Source organism: Pseudomonas sp. NY15437, from assembly GCF_048068435.1.
GTDB classification, from domain to species: Bacteria; Pseudomonadota; Gammaproteobacteria; order Pseudomonadales; family Pseudomonadaceae; genus Pseudomonas; species Pseudomonas nitroreducens_B.
In genome coordinates, this window is sequence record NZ_JBLUQC010000003.1 from 160,362 (window position 1) to 182,851 (window position 22,490).

The 22,490-nt window shown below is 69.5% G+C and carries 21 protein-coding genes; 9 read left to right on the forward strand and 12 right to left on the reverse strand.

What is annotated here, in order from left to right:
* Window positions 1-35: 35 nt before the first annotated feature.
* The 3 genes from ACNFIA_RS08240 (at window position 36) to ACNFIA_RS08250 (ending at window position 3,277) form a co-directional block, all read left to right on the forward strand.
* The gene (locus ACNFIA_RS08240; protein ID WP_416783944.1) at window positions 36-1,103 is read left to right on the forward strand and encodes an LLM class flavin-dependent oxidoreductase; all 1,068 of its coding nucleotides are present in this window, start codon (window positions 36-38) and stop codon (window positions 1,101-1,103) included.
* An 11-nt stretch (window positions 1,104-1,114) separates the two neighbouring features.
* Window positions 1,115-2,059, forward strand: coding sequence for an ABC transporter substrate-binding protein (locus ACNFIA_RS08245; protein WP_416783947.1), 945 nt, complete (start codon window positions 1,115-1,117; stop codon window positions 2,057-2,059).
* A 246-nt stretch (window positions 2,060-2,305) separates the two neighbouring features.
* Window positions 2,306-3,277, forward strand: a complete 972-nt coding sequence (locus tag ACNFIA_RS08250) for an aliphatic sulfonate ABC transporter substrate-binding protein (RefSeq protein ID WP_416783949.1) — start codon at window positions 2,306-2,308, stop codon at window positions 3,275-3,277.
* 84 nt (window positions 3,278-3,361) lie between these two features.
* On the opposite strand, the gene ACNFIA_RS08255 is transcribed toward ACNFIA_RS08250, so the two are convergent.
* From ACNFIA_RS08255 to ACNFIA_RS08290, 8 genes are all read right to left on the reverse strand, one after another.
* Complete coding sequence (locus ACNFIA_RS08255) at window positions 3,362-4,210, reverse strand: ABC transporter permease (RefSeq protein WP_416783951.1); 849 nt, start codon at window positions 4,208-4,210, stop codon at window positions 3,362-3,364.
* A complete protein-coding gene (locus ACNFIA_RS08260) occupies window positions 4,207-5,220 on the reverse strand; it encodes an ABC transporter substrate-binding protein (RefSeq protein ID WP_416783953.1) in 1,014 nt (337 codons plus the stop codon). The genes ACNFIA_RS08255 and ACNFIA_RS08260 overlap by 4 nt, the downstream gene beginning before the upstream one ends.
* A 56-nt stretch (window positions 5,221-5,276) precedes the next feature.
* Window positions 5,277-7,910, reverse strand: coding sequence for a TonB-dependent receptor domain-containing protein (locus ACNFIA_RS08265; RefSeq protein ID WP_416783955.1), 2,634 nt, complete (start codon window positions 7,908-7,910; stop codon window positions 5,277-5,279).
* Between the two features lie 117 nt (window positions 7,911-8,027).
* Window positions 8,028-8,984 (reverse strand): FecR domain-containing protein, encoded by a 957-nt coding sequence (locus ACNFIA_RS08270; protein WP_416783957.1) that lies wholly within the window; start codon window positions 8,982-8,984, stop codon window positions 8,028-8,030.
* On the reverse strand, window positions 8,981-9,487 hold the full coding sequence (locus ACNFIA_RS08275; protein WP_416783959.1) for a sigma-70 family RNA polymerase sigma factor: 507 nt from the start codon (window positions 9,485-9,487) through the stop codon (window positions 8,981-8,983). The genes ACNFIA_RS08270 and ACNFIA_RS08275 overlap by 4 nt, the downstream gene beginning before the upstream one ends.
* Before the next feature lie 135 nt (window positions 9,488-9,622).
* On the reverse strand, window positions 9,623-10,417 hold the full coding sequence (locus tag ACNFIA_RS08280) for a phosphate/phosphite/phosphonate ABC transporter substrate-binding protein (RefSeq protein WP_416783961.1): 795 nt from the start codon (window positions 10,415-10,417) through the stop codon (window positions 9,623-9,625).
* Window positions 10,414-11,391, reverse strand: a complete 978-nt coding sequence (locus tag ACNFIA_RS08285; RefSeq protein WP_416783963.1) for a fatty acid desaturase — start codon at window positions 11,389-11,391, stop codon at window positions 10,414-10,416. Before ACNFIA_RS08285 ends, ACNFIA_RS08280 begins: the two co-directional genes overlap by 4 nt.
* 116 nt (window positions 11,392-11,507) lie before the next feature.
* Window positions 11,508-12,410 carry an AraC family transcriptional regulator gene (locus ACNFIA_RS08290; protein WP_416783965.1) on the reverse strand — a complete coding sequence of 301 codons (903 nt, stop codon included), beginning with the start codon at window positions 12,408-12,410 and terminating at the stop codon, window positions 11,508-11,510.
* 104 nt (window positions 12,411-12,514) lie between these two features.
* On the opposite strand from ACNFIA_RS08290, the gene ACNFIA_RS08295 reads away from it, so the two are divergent.
* From ACNFIA_RS08295 to ACNFIA_RS08315, 5 genes are read left to right on the forward strand one after another with little or no spacing between them, the layout of a single operon-like run.
* Complete coding sequence (locus tag ACNFIA_RS08295; protein ID WP_416783967.1) at window positions 12,515-13,075, forward strand: carboxymuconolactone decarboxylase family protein; 561 nt, start codon at window positions 12,515-12,517, stop codon at window positions 13,073-13,075.
* A gap of 46 nt (window positions 13,076-13,121) precedes the next feature.
* The gene (locus ACNFIA_RS08300) at window positions 13,122-14,180 is read left to right on the forward strand and encodes an acyl-CoA dehydrogenase family protein (RefSeq protein ID WP_416783969.1); all 1,059 of its coding nucleotides are present in this window, start codon (window positions 13,122-13,124) and stop codon (window positions 14,178-14,180) included.
* Window positions 14,177-15,013: an ABC transporter ATP-binding protein gene (locus tag ACNFIA_RS08305; protein WP_416783971.1), complete on the forward strand. Its 837-nt coding sequence runs from the start codon at window positions 14,177-14,179 to the stop codon at window positions 15,011-15,013. The genes ACNFIA_RS08300 and ACNFIA_RS08305 overlap by 4 nt, the downstream gene beginning before the upstream one ends.
* Window positions 14,979-16,178, forward strand: coding sequence for an ABC transporter substrate-binding protein (locus ACNFIA_RS08310; protein ID WP_416783973.1), 1,200 nt, complete (start codon window positions 14,979-14,981; stop codon window positions 16,176-16,178). Before ACNFIA_RS08305 ends, ACNFIA_RS08310 begins: the two co-directional genes overlap by 35 nt.
* Window positions 16,179-16,186: 8 nt before the next feature.
* A complete protein-coding gene (locus ACNFIA_RS08315; protein ID WP_416784610.1) occupies window positions 16,187-16,933 on the forward strand; it encodes an ABC transporter permease in 747 nt (248 codons plus the stop codon).
* A gap of 59 nt (window positions 16,934-16,992) precedes the next feature.
* Here ACNFIA_RS08315 and ACNFIA_RS08320 read toward each other — a convergent pair whose 3' ends face one another.
* Together ACNFIA_RS08320 and ACNFIA_RS08325 are read right to left on the reverse strand one after the other, a co-directional pair.
* Complete coding sequence (locus tag ACNFIA_RS08320; protein WP_416784612.1) at window positions 16,993-17,820, reverse strand: PhzF family phenazine biosynthesis protein; 828 nt, start codon at window positions 17,818-17,820, stop codon at window positions 16,993-16,995.
* 56 nt (window positions 17,821-17,876) lie between these two features.
* Window positions 17,877-18,506: a LysE family translocator gene (locus ACNFIA_RS08325; protein ID WP_416783975.1), complete on the reverse strand. Its 630-nt coding sequence runs from the start codon at window positions 18,504-18,506 to the stop codon at window positions 17,877-17,879.
* Here ACNFIA_RS08325 and ACNFIA_RS08330 point away from each other — a divergent pair.
* Window positions 18,490-20,001 carry a PLP-dependent aminotransferase family protein gene (locus tag ACNFIA_RS08330; protein WP_416783977.1) on the forward strand — a complete coding sequence of 504 codons (1,512 nt, stop codon included), beginning with the start codon at window positions 18,490-18,492 and terminating at the stop codon, window positions 19,999-20,001. The genes ACNFIA_RS08325 and ACNFIA_RS08330 overlap by 17 nt on opposite strands.
* A 45-nt stretch (window positions 20,002-20,046) precedes the next feature.
* On the opposite strand, the gene ACNFIA_RS08335 is transcribed toward ACNFIA_RS08330, so the two are convergent.
* Complete coding sequence (locus tag ACNFIA_RS08335) at window positions 20,047-21,603, reverse strand: amino acid ABC transporter permease/ATP-binding protein (RefSeq protein WP_416783979.1); 1,557 nt, start codon at window positions 21,601-21,603, stop codon at window positions 20,047-20,049.
* A gap of 66 nt (window positions 21,604-21,669) precedes the next feature.
* Window positions 21,670-22,476, reverse strand: a complete 807-nt coding sequence (locus tag ACNFIA_RS08340) for an ABC transporter substrate-binding protein (RefSeq protein ID WP_259755686.1) — start codon at window positions 22,474-22,476, stop codon at window positions 21,670-21,672.
* Between the last annotated feature and the right edge of the window lie 14 nt (window positions 22,477-22,490).

Consider the following 22,490-nt stretch of genomic DNA (forward strand, 5'->3'; position numbering starts at 1 on the left):
GCGAGGGCAACACAGTGAGCGTGGAAATTCTCGGCATGATCACCGCCACCCCGAGTTCCGAGGTGGATCAGCCGTTGGGGGAGGCGGTGGATGCCGGGTTCGTCCGGCGGTTCGCCCAGGCCCATGAGGACGCCGGCTTCGACCGCGTGCTGGTGGGCTATTTCAGCAATGCCGCCGAGGGCGCGGTGGTCAGCTCCTTCGTCGCCGCCGCTACGAGCCGGCTGGGCATCCTGCTGGCCTACCGGCCGGGCGTGATCGCACCGCCCCTGGCCGCCCGCCAACTCGCCACCCTCGACCAGTTCAGCGATGGCCGCCTGGCCCTCAACGTGGTCAGCGGTGGCAACGACGAAGACCTGGCGCGCGACGGCGACTACCTCGACCACGACCGCCGCTACGCCCGCACCGACGAATACCTGCAGGCCCTGCGGCAGATCTGGACCGCCGAGTCCCCGGTGGATTTCAGCGGCGAGTTCTACCGCTTCCAGGGCGCCTCGCCCGCGGTGCGCCCACGGCAGAAGCCGCACATCCCGATCTACTTCAGCGGCTCTTCGGACGCTGCCATCGAGGTCGCCGCGCGGCACGCCGACACCTACATGCTGTGGGGCGAGCCGCTGGCGGCCGTCGACGGGCACATCCGCCGCGTGCGCGCCGCCGCCCGGGCGCAGGGGCGCGACCCGCGCTTCTCGGTGTCCTTCCGGCCCATCGTCGCGGACACCGAAGAGGCGGCCTGGAAGCGCGCCGCCGACATCCTCGAACAGGTGCGCGAGAACCGCACGCGCCTGGGCCTGCCGCTCAACGACCACCAGCCGGAGAACGTCGGTTCCCAGCGCCTGCTGGCCGCTGCCCAGCAGGGCGACGTGCTCGACACCCGCCTGTGGACCGGCGTGGCCCGCCTCACCGGCGCCCGCTGGAACTCCACCGCCCTGGTCGGCACGCCCGAACAGGTCGCCGCCGCGCTGGGCGAGTACTACCGCCTGGGCGTTTCCACCTTCCTGATCCGTGGCTTCGACCCGCTCGGCGATGCCGTGCGCTACGGCCAGGGCCTGATTCCCGCCATCCATGAACAGATCGCCCGCCTGCCGCAACTGCGGCGCGCCGGCTGAGGAGCCTTTCGATGAACCTGAAGCAACGCCTGCGCGCCACGTTCGCCGCGCTGATCCTGGGCGCGCCGCTGGCCCAGGCCGCCGACCTGCCGACCCTGCGGGTGGGCGACCAGAACTACTACAACGTGCGCGCCTCGATGGAGGCGTCCGGCGTGCTCGAAGGCGCGCCCTATACCGTCGACTGGAAGCATTTCCAGTCCGCCGCGCCGGTGGCCGAGGGCCTGCAGGCCGGTGCGCTGGACCTGGGCTTTCTCGGTGACTCGGGGTTCATCTTCCTCGCCGCCAAGGGCGCGCCGGTGAAGCTCATCGGCATCTCCCGGCAGAACCCCGACACCATCGCGCTGCTGGTGCCCAAGGACTCGCCGGTGAAGACCATCGCCGACCTCAAGGGCAAGAAGGTCGCCTACTGGCCTGGCGCCTGGAGCCAGCAGCTGACCCTGCGCGCGCTGGAAAAGGCCGGCCTGCCCAGCGACTACGTGGAGTTCGTCAAGCTGATGCCCATCGACGCCGCCGCCGCGTTGCCGCGGGGCAGTATCGACGCCTTCCCGGTGTGGGAGCCGTACATCTCGCAGCAGATCGTGTTCTCCGGCGCGCGCCCGATCCTCACCGCCCGCAACCTGATGCCGGGTCTGTCGAGCATCGCCGCCAACGCCGACTCCATCGAGCCCAAGCGCGCGCAGATCGCCGACTTCCTCGGCCGCCTGCAGAAGGCCCGTGCCTGGGTCGAGGCGCACAAGGAGCAGTACGCAGACATCTGGGCGAAGAAGGCCAACCTCGACCAGTCCGTCTCGCGTCACTGGATCGGCCAGGCAGCGATGAGCGTCGGCCCGGTGGACCCGCCGGCGGCCGCCGATTACCAGGGCACCGCCGACTTCCTCCTGCAGACCGGGGCGCTGCCCAAGGCCTTCGATACCTCCAGCGTGATCGACACCTCGTTCGCCGGTTCCTTCCACTAACGGGCGAAATCACCCACCATCAGCGACCCGCGCGCAGGGGGCATGGCCCCTCCTGCCGCGGGTTGCGTGCTGGCCGGGCGCTGCCGACGCCGGCATTACTTAAGAACCAGAAATTATTTATTCGTTGTTTTTTATAGCTGTAATCTCAGCCGACCGGACCACCGGAGTCATCTCGCCTTACCTGACCTGTCCTGTGGTCCGCCCTCGCTCAGCGAGCGGCCACTCCGTCTCCGAGGAGCCGTATCCATGTCCCGCCCCCTGTTCCTGCGCCGTTTCGCCATTGGCCTGAGCGCCTCCGTCGCCCTGTTCGGTGCCCTGACCGCGCAGGCCGAAGAGACCCTGCGCATCGGCTTCCAGAAATCCTCCACGCTGCTCACCGTCGTCAAGGCGCAGGGCAGCCTGGAGCGCGAGCTGGGCAAGCAGGGCATCAAGGTCACCTGGCATGAATTCCCCAGCGGCCTGCCGCTGCTGGAATCGCTCAACGTGGGCAACGTCGACCTGTCCGCCGACGTCGCCGATACCGTCCCGGTGTTCGCCCAGGCCGCCGGCGCGCAACTGACCTACTTCGCCCGCGAAACCCCGTCGCCCACGGCGCAGTCGATCCTCGTCCCGCAGGATTCGCCGCTGAAGTCACTGGCCGACCTCAAGGGCAAGCGCGTGGCCGTGACCAAGGCCGCCGGCAGCCACTACCTGCTGATCGCCGCGCTGCAGAAGGCCGGGCTGAAGTTTTCCGATATCCAGCCGGCGTACCTGACGCCCGCCGACGGCCGCGCCGCCTTCGAGAACCACAAGGTCGATGCCTGGGTGACCTGGGACCCGTACGTCGCCAGCGCCCAGCGCCAGCAGAACGCCCGCGTGCTCGCCGACGGGAAAGGCCTGGCCAGCTACCAGCGTTATTACCTGGCCTCCACCGCCTACGCCAAGGCGCACCCGGAAGTGCTCAAGCAGGTCTTCGCGCAGCTGCAGAAAACCGGCCGCTGGGTGAAGGAACACCCGACCGATGCCGCCAAGGTACTCGGCCCGCTGTGGGGCAACCTGGACGTCGCCACCGTCGAGCAGGCCAACGCCCGCCGCAGCTACGACGTGCAGCCGGTGCGCGCCGACGGCCTCGACGAGCAGCAGCGCATCGCCGACGCCTTCTTCGCCGAAGGCCTGCTGCCCAAGCCGGTGGACGCCCGCGCGGTGCCGGTGTGGCGGCCGGACGTGGCGAGCAACTGACCTCTTTTTTGACCGCACCTTTGACCGAGCCATCCTCCGGCAGTCCTGCGTGACGACCGCCGGAGGAATCCTTCCCGGGGCCCGCTAGCGGGCCGCCCGTCCGTATCCCTGGGTCACCCGGTCGATCACCACGGCCAGCGCGACGATCGCCAGGCCCGCCTCCACGCCGCGCCCGACATCCAGGGTCTGGATGCCCACCAGCACATCCTCGCCCAGGCCGCGCGCGCCGATCATCGAGGCGACCACTACCATCGACAGCGCCATCATCACCGTCTGGTTCAGCCCGGCCATCAGGCTCGGCAGCGCCAGCGGCAGCTCCACGTGGCGCAGCCGCTGCCAGCGGCTGGCGCCCAGGCAGCGCGCGGCTTCGCGCACCGACGGGTCGACCTGGCGCAGGCCCAGGTCGGTCAGGCGCACCAGCGGCGGCAGGGCGTAGATCAGCGTGGCGAAGATCGCCGGCACCTTGCCCAGGCCGAAGAGCATCAGCACCGGGATCAGGTAGACGAAGCTGGGCAGCGTCTGCATGACGTCCAGCAGCGGCATCAGCATGTGGCGGGCGAGGGGCCGGTACGCCAGCAGCACGCCCAGCGGCACGCCGATGAGCACGCACAGGCCGGTGGCCACCAGCACCAGGGCGCAGGTCTGCAACAGCTTGTCCCAGAGCCCGACCACGCCGATCAGGAACAGCAGCGCCACCAGCAGCAGGGCGCGCTTCCAGCTGCGCCCGGCGTGCCAGGCGAGCAACCCGAGCAGCGTGAGCAGCAACCACCACGGCGGCAGGCGCAGCAGGTTCTCCAGCAGCGTGACCAGCTGCAGCAGGCTGTCGGACAGCTGCCGCAACTGGTCGCCGTAGTTCAGTACCAGGCTGTCCACCCACTGGTTCACCGGCGCGGCGATGGAGTGGTGCAGCCCCTGGGGAAAGCTCGAACTCACAGCGCGGCCTCGACCTTGCTGCGCACGTCGTCGCTGACCCAGGGGTGCCAGACCTGCGGGTTGGCCCGGAGGAAGTCACGGGCGGCTTCGCGCGGCGGCTGGCGCGTCTCGCTCATCTTCGCCAGGGAGGCGTTGAGCAGACCGATGGGGAAGTCGACCTTCTCGAACACCGCGACCAGCTCCGGGTAGTCCCGGTGGAAGGCGGCCGAGACGCCCACCGACAGCCGCGCCGGCATCGAACGGGTGCCGCGCGGGTTGGGATTCTTCGCATCGCTCAGGGTCTTCCAGGCCTCGGCGTCGAATGGCGGTTCTTCCAGGCGCACCAGCTTGTAGCGGCCCATCAGCGGGGTGGGCGACCAGTAGTAGAACAGCACTGGCTTGCCACGGCGGATCGACGAGGCGATCTCGGCGTCCAGGGCCGCGCCGGAGCCGGTGCGGAAGTTCGTGAAGCTGTCCGTCAGGCCGTAGGCCTTGAGCTTCTGCGAGTTGACGATTTCCGAGGTCCAGCCGGTGGGACTGTTGAGGAAGCGGCCCTTGTCCGGCGCTTCGGGGTCGCGGAACACCTCGTGGTAGCGCGGCAGGTCGGCCACCGAGCGCAGGTCCGGCGCCAGGGGCGCGATGCCGCGCGCGGCGTCGCCCTTGATCACGTATTCGGGCACCCACCAGCCTTCGTCGGCGTGCTTCACCGTGTCGCCCAGGCCGAACACCTTGCCCTCGGCCTGCGCCTTGACCCAGGCGGGGCTGCGCCCGGCCCATTCCTCGCCGATGACCTGGACGTCGTTGCGCGCCAGGGCCGCTTCCAGGCTGACGGTGCTGCCGGGCAGGGTGTCGGTGGGGTAGCCGTAGCCCTGTTCCACCAGCACGCGCAGCACCTCGGTGATCAGGCTGCCGCTTTCCCAGGTGAGTTCGCCGAAATGAATGGGGGCTCTCTCGTCGGCGGCCTGGGCCCCGGCGGCCAGCAGGCCGAGGGCGAGGGCGGCGCCGCCGAACCAGCGTTTGAACGATTGCATGCAGGGTTTCCTCGTGCAGGTGATGGTGCGGGCGTGCCAGGGCACGCCCGTTGCGGTCAGAAGTCGTAGGTGAGCTTGGTGTAGTAGAAGGTGCCTTCCGGCGCGGCCGGCGACAGGTAGCTGTATTGCTGGGCCGGGGTCTGGCGCAGCTGGTCGTTGTACTTGTCCGGGCGGCTGTCGAAGAGGTTGTTGGCGCCCACCGAGACCTTCAGGCTGCGGTTGAACGCATAGTTCAGGTCGAGGTCGGTGACCCACTGCGCGGAGAAGGTCTGGTCGTACTGCGACGCGCTGGCGTCGGCGGCGTACTTGCGGTAGCGGCCGAAGCGGGTCTCGTAGAGGCTGAAGGTCCAGGGGCCGACGCTGTGCACGGCGCCCAGCACCAGCTTGTCCTCGGGGTAGCCGTGTTCCAGGTAGCCCTCGGATTCGCGGGTGACGGTGACGAAGCCGTTGGGGTTCTCGTGGATCTTCTGCACCCGCGTGCGGGTCTTGGTGTAGCCGGCGGAGAGCGCCAGGTTGCCGTAGGCGCCCAGCTCCAGGTTGTACTTGCCGACCACGTCCACGCCGCGGGTGCGGGTGTCGGCGGCGTTGGTCATGAACTGCGCCCAGCTGTACTGGCCGTAGCCCGCTTCGGTGAGGATGCGCTCGGCCTCGGGGCCGAAGATGCCGCCGCTGTAGAGGATGCGGTCGCGGATATCGATCTGGTAGGCGTCCACGGTCAGCGACGCCTGCTCGCTGGGCCGCCACACCACGCCCAGGGAGTAGTTGTCGGACTTCTCCGGCTTGAGTGGCTGCGCGCCGAGGGCGCGCGCCGCCGGGTTGTCCACCGGCAGCATGCGGGTCAGCACCGGGTTGCCGTCGGCGCCGACGTTGGTGGTGGTGGTCCAGGAGGTGCCGATCTGCCCGAGGGTGGGCGCGCGGTAGGCGTTGTTGATGGTGGCGCGCAGGCCCAGTTGCGGGGTCAGTTCGTAGCGCGCGGAGAGCTTGCCGGTGGTGGTGTCGCCGAAGTCCGAGTAGTGCTCGGTACGGGCGGCGAGGCCGAACTGGAAGCGCTCGGTCAGCTGGTTCTCCAGGCCCAGGTACAGGCCGCGGACCTGCCGGGTATAGGTGGCGGCGTCGTCCGGGGTCAGCCCCGAGGCCTGCACCGCGCCGACCTGCACGCCATCGATGCCGCCGAAGGAGTAGGAGGCGAAGTCGCCGTCCTCCAGGCGATAGCGCTCGTCGCGCCAGGCCAGGCCGGCGGACAGCGTCAGCGGCTTGAACGCCCAGTCCACGGGGACGTCGCGGCTGTAGTCGAAGTTGAGGTTGGTCTGCTCGTTGGTCAGCGTGGCGACGTCGAAGCTGGTCGGGCTGGCCACGCCGTAGCTCGGGTTGACGGTGTCCGAGGCGCGCTCGGTGTGCCGGTCGCGGCCATAGGTGGCGGACAGATCGAAGCGCCCGAGGGCTTCGTCGTCGTAGCGCGAGCCTAAGGTCAGCGAGGCGTCCTCGTAGTGGTAGCGGTACTGCGGGATGGTGCCGTTGGGGTAGATCTGCGGCACGTTGTTGGGGCTGCTGGCGAGCAGCGGCGGGGTGTTGTTGTACGAGGTGTCGCGGCCGAAGGTGCCGAAGCTGTAGAGGCGCCAGGCATCGCTCAGGCCGACCTCGCCGTTGGCCGCCAGGTTGAACTTCTCCCGGCTCGCGCCGCCCCAGCGCGGGTCCTGCCGCTGGCCGTCGGCGTAGTACGTCTCGCCGATGTCGTCGGGCTTGTTGTTCAGCCCGTTGAAGCTCAGGGTGAGGAAGCCGTCCCCGGGCAGCGCCAGGCCGTACCAGCCGTCGGCGGACTTGCCGAAGCCGTCGCCCTGGCTGTACTTGCCCAGTTGCGCGTTGGCCTGGCCGCCGCTGTCGCGCTCCTTCAGGACGATGTTGATGACCCCGGCGATGGCGTCGGAACCATACTGCGCCGACGCGCCGTCGCGCAGCACTTCGACGTGGTCGATGGCGCTGATGGGGATCATGTCCAGGTCCACCGATTGCGCGCCGATGAAGGGCACGCCGCCGGAGATGTTCACCACCGCCGAGGCATGCCGGCGCTTGCCGTTGACCAGCACCAGGGTCTGGTCCGGCGACAGCCCGCGCAGCGATGCGCCCTTGGGGTCCTGGCCGCGGGTGGCGCTCTGGTTCTGCGGGAAGTTGAACGAGGGCAGCAACTGGAACAGCGCCTGGTTGAGGCTGGTGGCGCCGGTCTGCACCAGCTCGCTGGCGTCGATCACGTCCACCGGCGCGCTGCTGGTCAGCGCGGTGGCGTCCTGGCGACGGGTGCCGATGGCGACCACGCGGTCCAGCGTCGGCACGGCCGATTCCGCCGCCGCGCCGCTGGCCCGTTGAGCGCCGCCCGCCGCCTTGCGGATGACGAAGGCGCCGTCCTCGCTGACCTGCAGCTGCAGGCCGGTGCCGCGCAGCGCCGCGTCCACCGCCTGTTGCGCGGAGTAGGTGCCATCGACCGCCGCCGAGGAATAGCGGCCTACGTCCGGGGTGAAGGAAATCACCTGGCCGCTCTGCCGGCTGATCGACAGCAGCACTTCATCCAGCGGCCCGGCGGCGATGTGGTAGGCCTGCGACGGCCCGGCGGCCAGCGCCGAGCCGAGGAACAGGGCGGCGAGCGAACCCAGGGCGAAGGCCCCGGCCTTGCGAGTGAACTTCAAATGACGCGACATGACTCCCCCAGAGGATGCGCCGCAAAGGGCGGCGCTTACGTCATCTCTGTGCAACGGCCCGCGGGAACCTTGCAGATCGATTGGTTATGTCGTTAGAACCGCTCGGGCAGGGCGCTGTCAGGCCGGCCCGACGCTGACCCACAGGTCCGTGCGCCGCGCGACGCGGATCGGCAGGGTGCGGGCGAGGACATCCAGCGCCTGGTCGCTGTCGTCCAGGCGGAACAGCCCGCTGACGCGCAGCCCGGCCACCGCCGGATCGACGCGCAGCACGCCGCTGCGGTAGGCGCGCAGTGCATCGAGTACCTCCGCCAGGGGCTGGTTGCGCACCTCCAGCAGGCCGTCCACCCAGGCGCCTTCGCCACCCAGCAGGGGCGTGGGTCGGGCGAAGGCGTAGCGGTCGAAACTCACCTGCTGGCGGCGCGGCAGTTGCAGGCGCTCGCCGGCCAGGGTGGCCAGGTCCAGCGTGCCGTCCAGGGCCAGGGCGGTGCAGCGCTCGTCGCCGAGGCGCATCTGCAGCCGGCCGCCCTGGCTGAGCACCTGGCCGAAGGGGCTGGTGACCAGCATCGGACGGCGGTCGCCGGCCACCCGCAGCTGGATTTCCCCGCGCCGCAAACGCAGCACGCGGCGCTGGGCGGTGAAGTCGACGTCCACGGCGCTGCGTGCGTTGAGCACCAGCTCGCTGCCGTCGTCGAGGCTGACGCGCTGGCGCCGGCCGGTGGCGGTGTGCAGGTCGGCGCTCAGCTCGTCCAGGGGCAGTTGCCGCTGGGCGAGCAAGCCGGCGCCAAGCATCACGCCCGCGCCGACCAGCGCGCCACGCAGCAGACGCCGGCGGCTGGCCCCGGCGGCGCTGAGGGTGCGCTGCAATTGCTCGCCGCGCACCCCCTGGGCCTGGGCCACGCGGAAGGCGCCGAGGGTCTGCTCCAGCCGTTCGCAGAGCTGCTGGTGACGCGGGTCGCGTTCGCGCCAGGCGCTGAAGGCTTCCCAGTCTTCGCGGCTGGCCTGGCCCGAGCGCAGCAGCACCAACCAGCGGGTGGCCTGCTCGATCAGCAGGGCCTGGTGTTCTTCCGGGCTCATGACAGGCTGGCCTTGAGGCAGCGTTGCAGGGCCCGGGTCATGTAGTCGCTCACCGAGCGCTGGGAGATGCCCAGGGTGCGGGCGATTTCCGGGTAGGTCAGGCCGTCGATCTGCGACAGCAGGAAGGTCGCCTTGACCTTGGCGGGCAGGCCGTCGAGCAACTGGTCGATGCGTTGCAGCGCCTCCAGCAGTTCGGCGATCTGCTCCGGCGAACGCTCGTCGGCGGCCTCGGGGTCGAGAGTCTGCAGGTAGGCGCGCTCCAGGTCGCGGCGCCGCCAGAGCTGGAACAGCAGGCGGCGGGCGATGGTGGTGAGCAGCGCGCGGGGCTCGCGGATCGGCGCCAGTACGGGGCTTGCGAGCAGCTGGACGAAGGTTTCCGCCGCCAGGTCCTCGGCGCTGGCGCCGGACTCCAGGTGCCGGCGCAGGCGACCTTGCAGCCAGTCGTAATGCTGGCGGAACAGCAGGCCAACATACTGGCCATGGGAATTGTCAGCACCGGACATGACGGCTCCAGAAGCGTGAGTGATGCGGGGGAGTCCGGTGTTCCGGTGGAGCCATCCTAGCAAGGCCTCTTATTCTTTAAAAATAGCTTTGTAATAGATATTTATAACCAAAACTCGGCTGCTGCGCAGCGGCCTTCACTGGCCGGGATGCAGCGCCGCCAGGCCCCGTTCGGCCGCCTCGCGCTCGTAGTCCAGCAGCACCTCGTAGTCCGCCTCGGCAGCGGGCAGAACGCGGCGGATGCGCAGCGCGGCGCGCACTTCGGGCTGCTGCTCCAGGGCCAGGCTCAGGGCCTCGCGGATCTCCCCCGCCTGCGCCTCGCCGGCGCCGGTGATGTAGGGCAGGGCAGGGCTCGGCGCGCTGCGTTGCAGCAGGCGGACGCCGCTGGTTTCCCCGGGTGAATACAGGGCCAGATAGGCGAAGGTGACGCTGTCGATCGCGACCAGATCGACCCGGCCTTCGCGCAGCCACGCCAGGCTCTGGCGATGGCTGCCGCTCCAGTGCAACTCGCCGAAGTAGCGGCTGCCGCGCTGCCAGGGGGCCAGGGCGTGGCGCAGCAGGTTCATGCCGGTGTTGGAGTCGGGGCTGTTGGCCGCGCCGCGGCAGCCGCGCAGGGCGTCGAGGTGGTGGCGCGGGTCGTCTTCGCGCACCAGCAGCAGGCTGCAATGCTCACCGCCGGCGCTGTGCGGCAGGTCGAAGTCCGGGCGGCCGACCAGCCGCACCCGGCCGCGCAGGGCGGTCATCAGGGGATAGCCGCAGGTCTGGGTGAAGAGCAGCTGCGGGTTCAGGAACAGGGCGTGCAGATCATCGCCCGACCACGGCTCGCGGTGCACGCCTAGCAGCGCCAGGGTGCGCGCGATCCAGGCGTCGCTGGCCTCGCGGACGACGTCCGGGGCCGTGTACATCGGCAGTTCGGCCAGGGCCCGGGTCATGCGCTCGGCTCCGTTGCGGCGAAGGGGTGGCGGGGGCTGTCCACCGGCCGCACGGCGTGGCGGCGGATCAGTTCACCGTAGCCGCGCACGAGGAAGCCGCCACTGCGTTGCAGCCAGTAGTCGCGGTGCGCGAGGTACAGCTGCGGCAGGCGATACCAGGGCGCCCAGGGCAGGTCGTGGTGGACCAGGTGCAGGTTGAGGTTGAGGAACAGCCAGCGCCACGGCCAGCCCGCTTCGTTGAGCACGCTGCGTTGCTCCGGCGCGGCGGCGGGGCGGTGCTCGTAGAAGGAGCGCAGCATGCCCAGGGCCAGTGCCGGCACGCTGACCCAGACAAGGTAGTGCAGCGCCGAGAGCGCGCTGAAGTGCGCTACGAAGACCAGCAGCGCCGCGCACAGCGCGCCATGGATCGACCACATACGCCACGCCTGGCGATCCCCGCATCGCAGCTTGCGGCCTTCCTCGATGGCGAGGCCGCACAGGGCGATGGGCGCGCCGATCAGCAGCCGCCCCAGCAGCGTCTTGTCCGCCCAGCGCAGCACGCGCGCCGGCGCGGGCAAGCGGTGCCAGCCGGCGTGGCCGATGTAGCGGCTTTCCGGGTCGATGCCCGGCAGCGTCAGGTGCTCGTCGCGGTGGTGCGCCAGGTGGCTGTCGCGGTACAGCGGGTAGGGGTACCAGAGTGCGTAGGGCATGAAGCCCAGCAGGGCATTCAGCCGCGGCAGGCGCGTCGGGTGGCCGTGCATCAGCTCGTGCTGCACCGACATCCACAGCGCCACCAGGGGAACCAGCAGCGCCGTGGTCGGCCACACGCCGAGCCAGGGGCTGGCCAGCAGCAGCGCGAACCAGCCGGCCTGGACGCCGACCAGCAGCAGCCAGGTGGGCCATTCGCCTGATCCCAGGCGGTCGCGTTCCAGGGCGGCGCGCAGGGGGGCCCAATCGGGCGCCGGCAGTGCGTCGGCAAGCGGGGCAGGTGGCATGGCAGCTCCAGACAATTCAGAGGGCTCGGACAGAGGTCCGCTGACGTATCTGTGGCGCGAGGCGGGGAAATCTTGCAGATCATTCGGGCATAAGGTTATGCCCGGCGCCGGGCGGCCTAGTTCGCTGCCCGGCGGAAGGCGCCCGGCTGCTGCCCGGTGGCCTTGTGGAAGGCGCGGGTGAACGCGGCGACGGACTGGTAGCCGACCGCCGCGGCGACTTCCGCCACGCTCTGGTCGGCCTTCAGCAGACGGCACGCCTGGCCCATGCGCAGGGCCAGCAGCACCTGGCCGGGCGACTGTCCGCAGGTTTCGTTGAAGCGCTTGAAAAAGGCCGAGCGCGACAGCCCGGCGCAGGCCGCCATGTCTTCCAGCGTCCAGGGCAGTTGCGGCTGCTGGATCATCTGCTCCAGCAGGCCGGCGAACTGCGGCTGGCGGGCGAGGGCGACCAGCCCGCCGAGGGACGGGTTGGCCACCACCTGCTGGCGCAGCACATAGAGGAACAGCAGGTGGCTCAGGCGTTCGAGCATCTGTTGCGACGGCGCGGGCTGCCGCCGGCACTCCTCCAGGATCAGCTCGAACAGGCTGCGCGCGGCGCGCTGGGATGGCTCCCCGGCGCGCAGCACGAGGAAGGCGGGCAGGGCGTCGATGATCAGCGCCGACAGCCCCGAATCGAAATGGAAGAACCCGCAGACCAGGCCCACGCCGTCCTCGGCCTGCCACTCCAGCGCGGTCATGCTCTGGCGCGGCTGGCAGGCCGCGTCTTCGGCGCTGGCTTCGCTGGAGAGCCGATACGGCACGTCGCGCAGGATGAACACCGCGTCGCCGCTGTCCAGCCGGCACGGCGGCTCGTTGTCCAGGTGCAGCCAGCAGTGCCCCTGCACCACCAGGTGGAAGCTCGCCCGCGCCAGCCCGTGGGTGGAGGCGTGCCAGCCGCCGCAATAGCGGCCCACGTGGAACAGGCTGGCGCTCAGTTCAAGGCTGTCTAATAACCAATCAACCAGGGGGCTGGACGAAATCATCTAATGGAAAGACTCATGAGCAAGTGATAGCGACTTTAGAATATTGAATGGATTTCTTATTACCAACAGACTTTTTCGACACCCCATTTCAACGGAGTCGAACCATGTCCCGCCTGCCCATCCAGACCCTCGACAGCGCGCCTGAAGCCGCCAAACCCTTCCTCGAGAACGCCCTCAAGGGCTCCGGCTTCATCCCCAACCTGCTGGGCGTGCTGGCCAACGCGCCGGCCGCGCTGGAAACCTACGTGACCGTCTCCGGCCTCAACGGCAAGTCCGACCTGGGCCTGGCGGAGCGCGAGGTGGTGCAGTTGATCGCCGCCACCACCCACGGCTGCGACTTCTGCGTCGCCGGGCATACCGCGGTGGCCTACAACAAGGCCAAGCTGCCTGAGGAAGTGATAGCCGCCCTGCGCGAACAGCGCGAACTCCCCGATGCCCGCCTGGAAGCTCTGGCCACCTTCGCCCGCGAGGCCATCGCCACCCGTGGCGCGGTCAGCGACGCGAGCCTGGCGGCCTTCCGCGCCGCCGGTTTCAGTGATGGCAACGCCCTGGAAGTGCTGCTGGGCATCAGCCTGGCGACCCTGTGCAACTTCGCCAACGTGCTGGCGCAGACGCCGCTGAACCCGGAGCTGGGCCGCTACCGCTGGGAAAAGGCCACCGCCTGATTTCGTGTGACCGGGCGGCCCGCGCCGCCCCTGCAAGGAGAGCGACATGCTCGACCCGACCCTGAGCCGCTGGCTCGACGAGCACGCCGAGGGCCTCGACCTCGGCCATACCGATGCGCAGAGTGTACTGCCGCAACTCGCCGCTGCCGGCCTGTTCGCCATTGGCGTGCCGGCCGAGCGCGGTGGCAGCGGCGGTGACCTGCTCGATGCGATCGATGCCATCGCCGACGTCGCCAGCCATTCCCTGACCGCCGCCTTCGTCTTCTGGGGCCAGCGCGCCTTCATCGAATACCTGCTGCAGAGCCCCAATCGCGAACTGGGCGACCGCCTGCTGGGCGAATTGCTCGATGGCAGCCTGGCCGGCGCCACGGGGCTTTCCAATGCCATGAAGTTCCTCTCCGGCATCGAGAACCTGCAGGTGGCCGCCACGCCCGCCGGCGATGGCTGGACGCTGGACGGCCGCCTGCACTGGGTCACCAACCTGCGCAAGGGCCGCTTCGTGGTGGCGGCCGCCATCGAACGGCCGGGCGCGGCGCCGCTGGTGGCGGCCATCGCTTCCGACAGCGCCGGCCTGACCCGCTCGGGCGATCTGCAACTGCTCGGCCTGCAATCGAGCAACACCGCGGCGCTGGATTTCTCCGCCGTCGAGCTGCCCCTCGAATGGCTGCTGCACGACGATGCCCGACAGTACCTGCCGGCCGTGCGCCCGGCGTTTCTCGGCCTGCAATGCGCGATGACCATCGGCCTCACCCGCAAGGCCCTGGAAGCCGTGCGCAACCACCTGAGCGACCGTCGCTCGGTGCTGCGCGAGGAAGAACAGCGCCTGAGCGCCGAACTCGACGAACGCGTCGCGCAGCTGCGCGACGGGCTGCACAGTGGCGCCTTCCTCGGCGAGCCGGCGAGGTTGTTCCGACTGCGCATCGGCCTGGCCGAGGGGGCGGCAGCGGCCGTACAGCTGGAGCTGCAGGCCAGCGGCGGCAAGGCCTACCTCAGCGAGTACGGCGCGGCGTTCGCCCGGCGCTGGCGCGAGTCGGCCTTCGTGCCCATCGTCACGCCCAGCCTGGTGCAGCTGCGCGCCGAACTGCAGAAGCAGGCGCGCGCATGAGCGAGGTGATCCTGCAGGCCAGCGACGTTGCCCTGGGTTACCCCGGCGACAACGGTTGGCGCAGTGTGCTCGAAGGCTTCGCGCTGGCGCTGGCGCCGGGGGAGGTGGTGTCCATCCTCGGCCCCAGCGGCGTCGGCAAGTCCAGCCTGCTGCGCGTGCTCGCCGGGTTGCAGAAACCTGCCGCCGGCCGCGTGCAGTTGCTCGGCCAGCCCATCGACGGCCCGCACCCGCGCGTCGCCGTGGCCTTCCAGGACCCGAGCCTGCTGCCCTGGCTGAGCCTGGTGAAGAACGTCGCCTTCGGCCTCGACTTCGCCCGCCAGCCGACACTCGACAAGGCCACGCTGGAGCAGCGCGTGGACGATGCCATCGCCGCCGTCGGCCTGAGCCACGCCCGCGATTTCATGCCGGCGCAGCTCTCCGGTGGCATGGCCCAGCGCACGGCGCTGGCGCGCTGCCTGGCGCGGCAACCGCAGGTGCTGCTGCTTGACGAACCCTTCGGTGCGCTGGACGAAGTCACCCGCGCCGACATGCAACAACTGCTGCTCGGCGTGATCCACCAGCGGCGCACCGCCGCCGTGCTGATCACCCACGACATCGACGAAGCCCTGCTGCTCTCCGACCGCATCCTGCTACTGGGCGACACCCCGGCGCGGACGTTGGGCGAGTGGTGCATCGACCTGCCGCAACCCCGTGCGGAGCTGGTCGAGGAACTGGGCGCGTTGCGGGTCGAGATCCTCCTAACCCTACGGCGGGCAAGCCGCACCCACGCAAATATCCCCTCTGCGAAGGAGCCTGCCCATGTGCCTGGACGACCCCACACACTCCCGACGTGACATCCTCAAACTCGCCGCGCTGCTGTCCGCCGCCGGCGCACTGCCACTGCTGTCCAGCCTGCAGGCGCGCGCCGCCAGCGAACCGGACGCCCCGGTGCGCATCGGCTACCTGCCGATCACCGACGCCACGCCGCTGCTGGTGGCCCATGCCAACGGCCTGTTCGACGCCGAGGGCATCAAGGCCGAACGCCCGGTACTGCTGCGCAGCTGGGCGCAGGTGATCGAGGCGTTCATCTCCGGCCAGGTCAACGTCATCCACCTGCTGTCGCCAATGACCATCTGGGCGCGCTACGGCAGCAAGGTGCCGGCCAAGGTGGTGGCCTGGAACCACGTCGGCGGCTCGGGCCTGACCGTGGCGCCGGACATCAGCGACGTGAAGCAGCTGGGCGGCAAGACGCTGGCAATCCCGTTCTGGTATTCGATCCACAACGTGGTGCTGCAATCGCTGCTGCGCGACAACGGCCTGCAGGCCGTGAGCAAGCCGGCCAACGCCGCGCTGGCCGCCAACGAGGTCAACCTGGTGGTGCTGCCGCCGTCGGACATGCCGCCGGCGCTGGCGTCCAAACGCATCGCCGGGTACATCGTCGCCGAGCCGTTCAATGCCCTGGCGGAAAACCTCAAGGTCGGGCGCATCCAGCGCTTCACTGGCGACGTCTGGCGCAACCATGCGTGCTGCGTGGTGTTCATGCACGAGCACGACCTGAACAACCGGCCGGAGTGGTCGCAGAAGGTGGTCAACGCCATCGTCAAGGCGCAGCTGTGGACGCGCGACAACCGCGCCGAAGCCGCCAGGCTGCTGTCCAAGGAGGGCGAGAACCGCTACACGCCCCATGCGCCGGACGTGCTCGGCCGCGTGCTGGCCCCGGCGGCCGGCGAGCGCCAGCAGTACCTGGCCGACGGGGCGATCCGCCATGCCGACTGGCACGAGGAGCGCATCGACTTCCAGCCGTACCCGTTCCCCAGCTACACCGAGGAACTGGTGCGCCGCCTGAAGGACACGCTGATCCAGGGCGACAAAGGCTTCCTCGCCGCGCTGGAACCTTCGCAGGTGGCGAAGGACCTGGTGGACGACCGCTTCGTGCGCCAGGCGCTGGCCGGCGTCGGCGGCCTGGGCGCCTTCGGTTACCCGGACAGCTTCGAACGCCGCGAGGAGATCACCACGTGACACCGGTTGTGCTTTCCACGCGCCGCCATTGGGCGTTGGGCCTGGCCGGGCTGCTCGCGCTGCTCGGCCTGTGGTGGCTCGGCGTGCGGTGGTTCGGCGGCGACGGCCTGGGGCAGTTGTTCTCGCCCCGGGCCACTTTCACCAGCCTGGGCGAGCTGCTGGTACGCCCGGAGCTGTACGAACACGTGCTGGTGAGCCTGAAGCGGGTGCTGCTCGGCCTGCTCCTGGCGCTGGCCGTGGGCGTGCCGCTGGGCTTGCTGGTGGGGGCGTCGCGCCAACTGGAGGCGGCCACCACGCCGGCGTTCCAGTTCCTGCGGATGATCTCGCCGCTGTCGTGGATGCCCATCGCGGTGATGCTGATGGGCGTGGGCGACTCGCCGATCTACTTCCTGCTGGCCTTCGCCGCCGTCTGGCCGATCCTGCTCAACACCGCGGCCGGAGTGCGCCAGCTCGACCCGCGCTGGCTGCAGTTGTCCAGGAGCCTGAGCGCCACACCGTACGAAACGCTGCGCAAGGTCATCCTGCCCGGCGTCCTCGGCCACGTGCTGACCGGCGTGCGGCTCGCCATCGGCATCCTCTGGATCGTCCTGGTGCCGTGCGAAATGCTCGGCGTCAGCGCCGGGCTCGGCTACTACATCCTCGACACGCGGGACCGCCTGGCCTACTCGGAGCTGATGGCCATGGTGCTGCTGATCGGCGTGCTGGGCTTCGCGCTGGATGCACTGGCACGCAGCCTGTACCGGCGACGGGGGTAACCCTCGCCGTTTGCCCGGCGGGCAGCGCATGGCCGTGCGACAGGCGCGTTGCCCAAGGCTCAGGCCAGGCCCTGGAGTCGGCCGCTGACCTGGGTGTGGGTCCTGCCGCCGACCCACACCTGGCCGGTACTGTCGCGCGATACGTGAACGCGCCCGTGCAGGCCGAGCCGGGTTCCCTGGGCGGCGACATAGTCTCCCTCGACCACGCCGGTGGAGAACAGCCACTGGGCCAGGGAGGCGTTGAGGCTTCCGGTCACGGGGTCTTCGACGATGGTGCCCAGGTGATTGTTGAAGAACGCGCGAACCTCGATCGCCGCCTCGCCAGCCGAATGCGGCCCGACCACGCCGATGTCGATCCTGCGCGGCCAGCTGCGTTGCGGGGCCAGCGCCAACACCTTCTGCGCCGACGCCAGGCGGATGCCCAGCCAGCCCGGACCGTTGTCGACCCAGGCGGCATCGACGATATCGCCCGGCGCTATCCGCAGGAAGGCAATCGCTTCGCTCAACTCTGCCGGCGAGGGCGGCCCGCTGCGCATGAGCGGTGGCGCGGCAAAGGAGAGCAGGCCGGGCTCACGGCGAATGGTCACCAGGCCAACGCCGCACTCCTGGACGATCTCCGTCGCTTTGCTCGCCGCGCGCCCGGTGGAGAGCCAGGCATGGCAACTGCCCAGGGTGGGGTGCCCGGCAAAGGGCAGCTCCCTGTCCAGCGAGAATATCCGCACCCGGTAGTCCGCCTCCGGATGGGTGGGCGGCAGCAGGAACGTGGTCTCTGACAGGTTGAGCCAGCGCGCCAGGCGCTGCATCTCCCCGGTGGTCAGCCCATCGGCGCCGAGCACGACCGCCAGCGGATTGCCGGACAGCGGCCGGCTGCCAAACACGTCGATCATCTGGAATTCATGGGACACGACAGCGCTCCTGGCTTGGGTGAGTGTTGGATGGCGACTCAAACGGGCGCGACCAGAAGCTTCACCCCGGCGACGGTGAACAGCGTGGCGAAGAGTCCCTGAATCCAGCGGCCGAGCCTGGCGTAGACAGCGATCATCCGGGCGGTGGAGAACAGCAGGGCGTAGCCGCCGAATATGCCGATGCCGAGCAGGGCGCAGCCGCCGATGATGGTCGCCAAGGTGCCGCTGGGAGCGCCCTGCTGCAGGCCCAGCGACATGATCGCCACCCAGGACATGATCGCCTTGGGGTTGCTGATGTGCATGAGCACGCCCTGGCGGTACAGGGGCAGGTAGCGCGGTGGCGTGCGTGCCGCCTCGGTGCGGGCGGGCGCCGGGATCGGCTGCAGGGCGGACCTGCCGGCCCGCGCCGCCAGGTAGAGCAGGTAGAGGCCGCCCACCACCTTGATGACGATGAGCGCCTCGGCAAAGGTGGCCAGCAGGGTGGAGAGACCGGTTGCCGCCAGCCCTGCCCAGGTGAGCGAGCCCGTCATGACCCCGCCCGCGAGGGCGAGGGCGGGGAGGCGGCCGTCGCGCATGGCCGTGGCCATGATCGCCATGTTGCTCGGCCCCGGACTGGCCGCCGCCAGGAAGTAGGAGCCGAAGGCGAGGGCGATGGTGCTGTTGAACATCGAGCACTCCAGTGCCCGCGGTGGCGGCGGGCTGTGGCGAAACGGTTGGATGTCGCCAGTCACCCTAATGCACGTTACACTTTTGATCTATTTAAATAGTGTCACGCTACACTATTCCTCACTCGGGACGCTCCGCATGCTGCTTCAATCGCCCTGGACACCGCGCCTCGCGGAACTCGACGCAAGCGCCGCCGAGCGGCTGGTACGGGCACTGGCCGACGACATCGTCGAGGGGCGCCTGCAGGGCGGCGACCGCCTGCCGGCCCATCGCGATCTCGCCTGGCAGCTGGGGATCGGCCTGGGCACGGTGACGAAGGCCTATGCGGCCCTGGAGCGTCGAGGGCTGGTGCGCAGCGTCAAGGGCCGCGGCATGTTCGTGGCGATCCGCCAGGCCCATGAGGACCGGGTGATCGATCTGTCCTCCAACGTGCCGCCGGCGATGCTGTCGGCACGCCTGCTGGCGCGCACCCTGGCCGGCGTCGCACGGACGATCGACGCCGATCACCTCACGCTCTACTCGCCACCCGCCGGCCATCTGGAGCATCGGCGCCTGTTGGCCCGCTGGCTGCAGTCGCTGGGTATCGAGGTCGACCCCGAGAATCTGGCGCTGACCAGCAACGCCCGCCAGGCGATTTCACTGGCCTTCGATCTGGCCTGCGGGCCTGGCGGGGTGATTCTGACCGAGCGGGTCACCTACCCCGGCGCCATCGCACTGGCGCGGCGCAAGGGCTACCGGATGCAGGGCGTCGCGATGGACGCCGAGGGCATGTTGCCGGAGGCGCTCGCCCAGGCGCTGGAACGTGTCGCGGGCGGCGCCAGCACCGCGGTGTACCTCACGCCGACGCTGCACAACCCCACCACCGCCACCATGGGCCTGGCGCGCCGGCAGGCGATTGTCGAGGTGTGTCGGCAGGCGGGAGCCTGGATCATCGAGGACGGCGTCTACGCGCTGGGGCCGTCCACCGCGCCGGCGCTGGTGACCCTGGCGCCCGAGCGCGTGCTGCACGTCAATGGCTTGTCCAAGTCCATCGGCCCCGGCTTGCGCATCGGCCTGCTCACGCTGCCCGCGGCGATGACCGAGCTGGCCCGGGACTTCCTGCAGGACATCCCGATGGCGCCGTCGCCGCTGTCCTGTGCCGTGGTCGAGGAGTGGTTGTCCAGCGGTGTCATCGCCTCCATCCCGCAGGACCTGCGCCACGAAGCGCGCCGGCGGTCGAGCCTGGCGGTTTCGCTGCTCGGCGCGGCCGAGCTCGTCGCGCACCCGGACGCCTATCACCTGTGGCTGCCGATGCCCCGCGAGGCTGCCGATCAGTTGGCCTCGGCGGCCGCCTCGGTGGGCATCCGGGTGACGCCGCCCGAATCGGTCATGGTGGACCCGGGCGACCCGGCGTCAGGCATTCGCCTGTGTCTGGGCGGCCCGTCGCTGGAGGAGGTGAGGGAAGGGCTGGCGCTTCTGGGGAGACTCATCAGCGGCAGCCCGCCCTCGGCCCCGTGAATGGACGTCCAGGCGGCACGCCCTGTGCCGCCTGGTCCTCCGCTGTCAGCCGGCGAGGAAGGCGCGGTGCTGCGCCTCGTCCTGCTGGGCCTGGCGCTCCAGGCCGATGAAGCGCATCACCCGCTCGCCGCAGTCGCCGTTGCGGATGCGCGCCGGCGCGGCATCGACCTGCACCTGACCGTGCTCCATGAAGATCACCCGGTCGGAAATCGACAGGGCGAAATCCATTTCGTGGGTGACGATCACCATGGTCATGCCTTCCTTCGCCAGGTCGCGGATCACGTTGAGCACATCGCCCACCAGCTCCGGGTCCAGCGCCGAGGTCGGCTCGTCGAACAGCATGATCGCCGGCGCCATGGCCAGCGCGCGGGCAATGGCCACGCGCTGCTGCTGGCCGCCGGAGAGCTGGTGCGGGTACTTGTTGGCGTGGGCCAGCAGGCCGACCTTGTCCAGCAGCGCGAGGGCCTTCTGCTCGCAGATGTCGCGCCCGGCCAGGCCGTGGAAGCGCGGCGCCAGGGTGACGTTGTCGAGGATGGTGCGGTGCGGGAACAGGTTGAAGTTCTGGAACACCATGCCGATGTGCTGCACGCCGTCGCGCAGGCGCGCCGGGTCGGGCTTGCCGGCTTCGATGTAGGGCTTGCCGAATAGCGCGGTGGCGCCGCCGTCGATGCCTTCCAGGCCGTTGACGGTGCGGATCAGCGAGGTCTTGCCGGAGCCGGACGGGCCGATGATCGACACCACCTCGCCGTTGCCCACGCTCAGGTCGACGCCCTTGAGCACTTCGTGAGAGCCGTAGCGCTTGCGGATGCCCTTGAGTTGCAGCGCGGGCGGGGCACCGGCCGGGCCGGCCTCGCGGCTGGCCACCGGGGTGGCCGGAAGGCTCCTGCGCAGGCTGTCCAGGTGCTCGTCGGAAAGGGTTTCCGGTTTGCGCGCGTTGAGGTCCAGGCGGTGCTCGAGGTACTGCAGGCCCCAGCCGAACAGGGTGACGATCAGCACGTAGTAGATGGCGACCGCCGAGAGGGTTTCCATCACCAGGAAGTTCTGCGCATAGAGGCGCTCGCCGACCTGCAGCAGCTCGGTGAGGGAGATCACCGAGACCAGCGAGGTCAGCTTGACCACGGTGACGTACTCGTTGATCAGCGTCGGCAGCGAGATGCGGAACGCCTGCGGAATGACGATCAGCCGCTGGATGCCGATGCTGCCCATGGCCAGGGCGCGGCCGGCTTCCTTCTGGCCCTTGGCGACGGAGATCAGGCCGCCGCGATGGATCTCGGCCATGTACGCCGCTTCGGTCAGCACCAGGGCGAGCAGGCCGGAAATGAACGGGTTGGACAGCAGGGCGCCGCTGGCCGGGAACAGCTGCGGCAGGTTGTAGACGAAGACCACCAGCACCAGCAGCGGCACGCTGCGGAAGAACCAGATGTACAGCCCCGTCGGCACGCGCAGCCAGCGCGAGCCGGAGAGCTTGGCGCAGGCGAGGAAGAAGCCCAGGACCATGCCGATCAGCCAGGTCAGGGCGCTCAGCTCGATCACCGTGACGCAGGCCTTCCAGAAATCCGGCAAGGAGAAGAGGGAGAAGAAGTAGGACCAGTCGAACTGCATGGGCACCTCGGCGAGCGGGGTCTGGCGCGAGGCCAGCCCCGTCTTTCATGTTGCGTTAACGCGGAATCACTCGGTCGCCGGGGCTTCTTCGAGAGCGTACTTCTTCAGCAGGGCAGCGAATTCGCCGCTGTCCTTGGTCTTCTGGAAGGCGGTCTTGAGTGCGTCGTACAGCTCCTGATTGCCCTTCTTCACATACATGCCCAGGGTCTGCTTGTAGATCAGCTCGCTGGAGCTGACGACCACGCGGCCCTTGGAACGCTCGGCGATCATGTGTGCCGCGCCGGAGATCTCCACCTGGGCCTGGACGTTCTTCGACAGCAGCGCCTGGGTCACTTCCGGGGCGGACGGGTATTCGCTCACGCTGATGGCGCCCTTGCCATTGGGAACGCAGTAGGTCTTGGACAGCTCCTCGAACTTCGGCACCCAGGTGGTGCCTTTCTCCAGGCCGATCTTCTTGCCGCAGAGGTCTTCGGGCTTGGCCGGGCGCTCGGCGCTGTCGGCCGGCACCATGATGGCGGCGCCCGTCTGCGCGTAGGGGATGGCCAGGGCCTGGGCGGTACGCTCGGGAGTGACGTACATGCCGGAGATCACCGCATCGAAGTGGCCGGCGTTCAGGCCCAGGATCAGCCCGGAGAACTTGGTGTTGACGAAGCTCGTCGTAAGGCCCATGTGCTTGGCCAGCAGCTCCGCCAGCTCGGGGTCCGAGCCGACCACCTTGTCGCCGTCATAGGACTCAAAGGGCGGGTAGGTGATTTCCATGCCGACCTTGAACTGCCCCGGCGTGGCGGTCAGGGCGGCGCTGGCGGTCTGCAGGGTGCCCAGGAGGGCTGCGCCGACGACAGCGGCGGCCAGGAGGGTGCGGGTGGTTTTCATGGTGATTGCTCCAG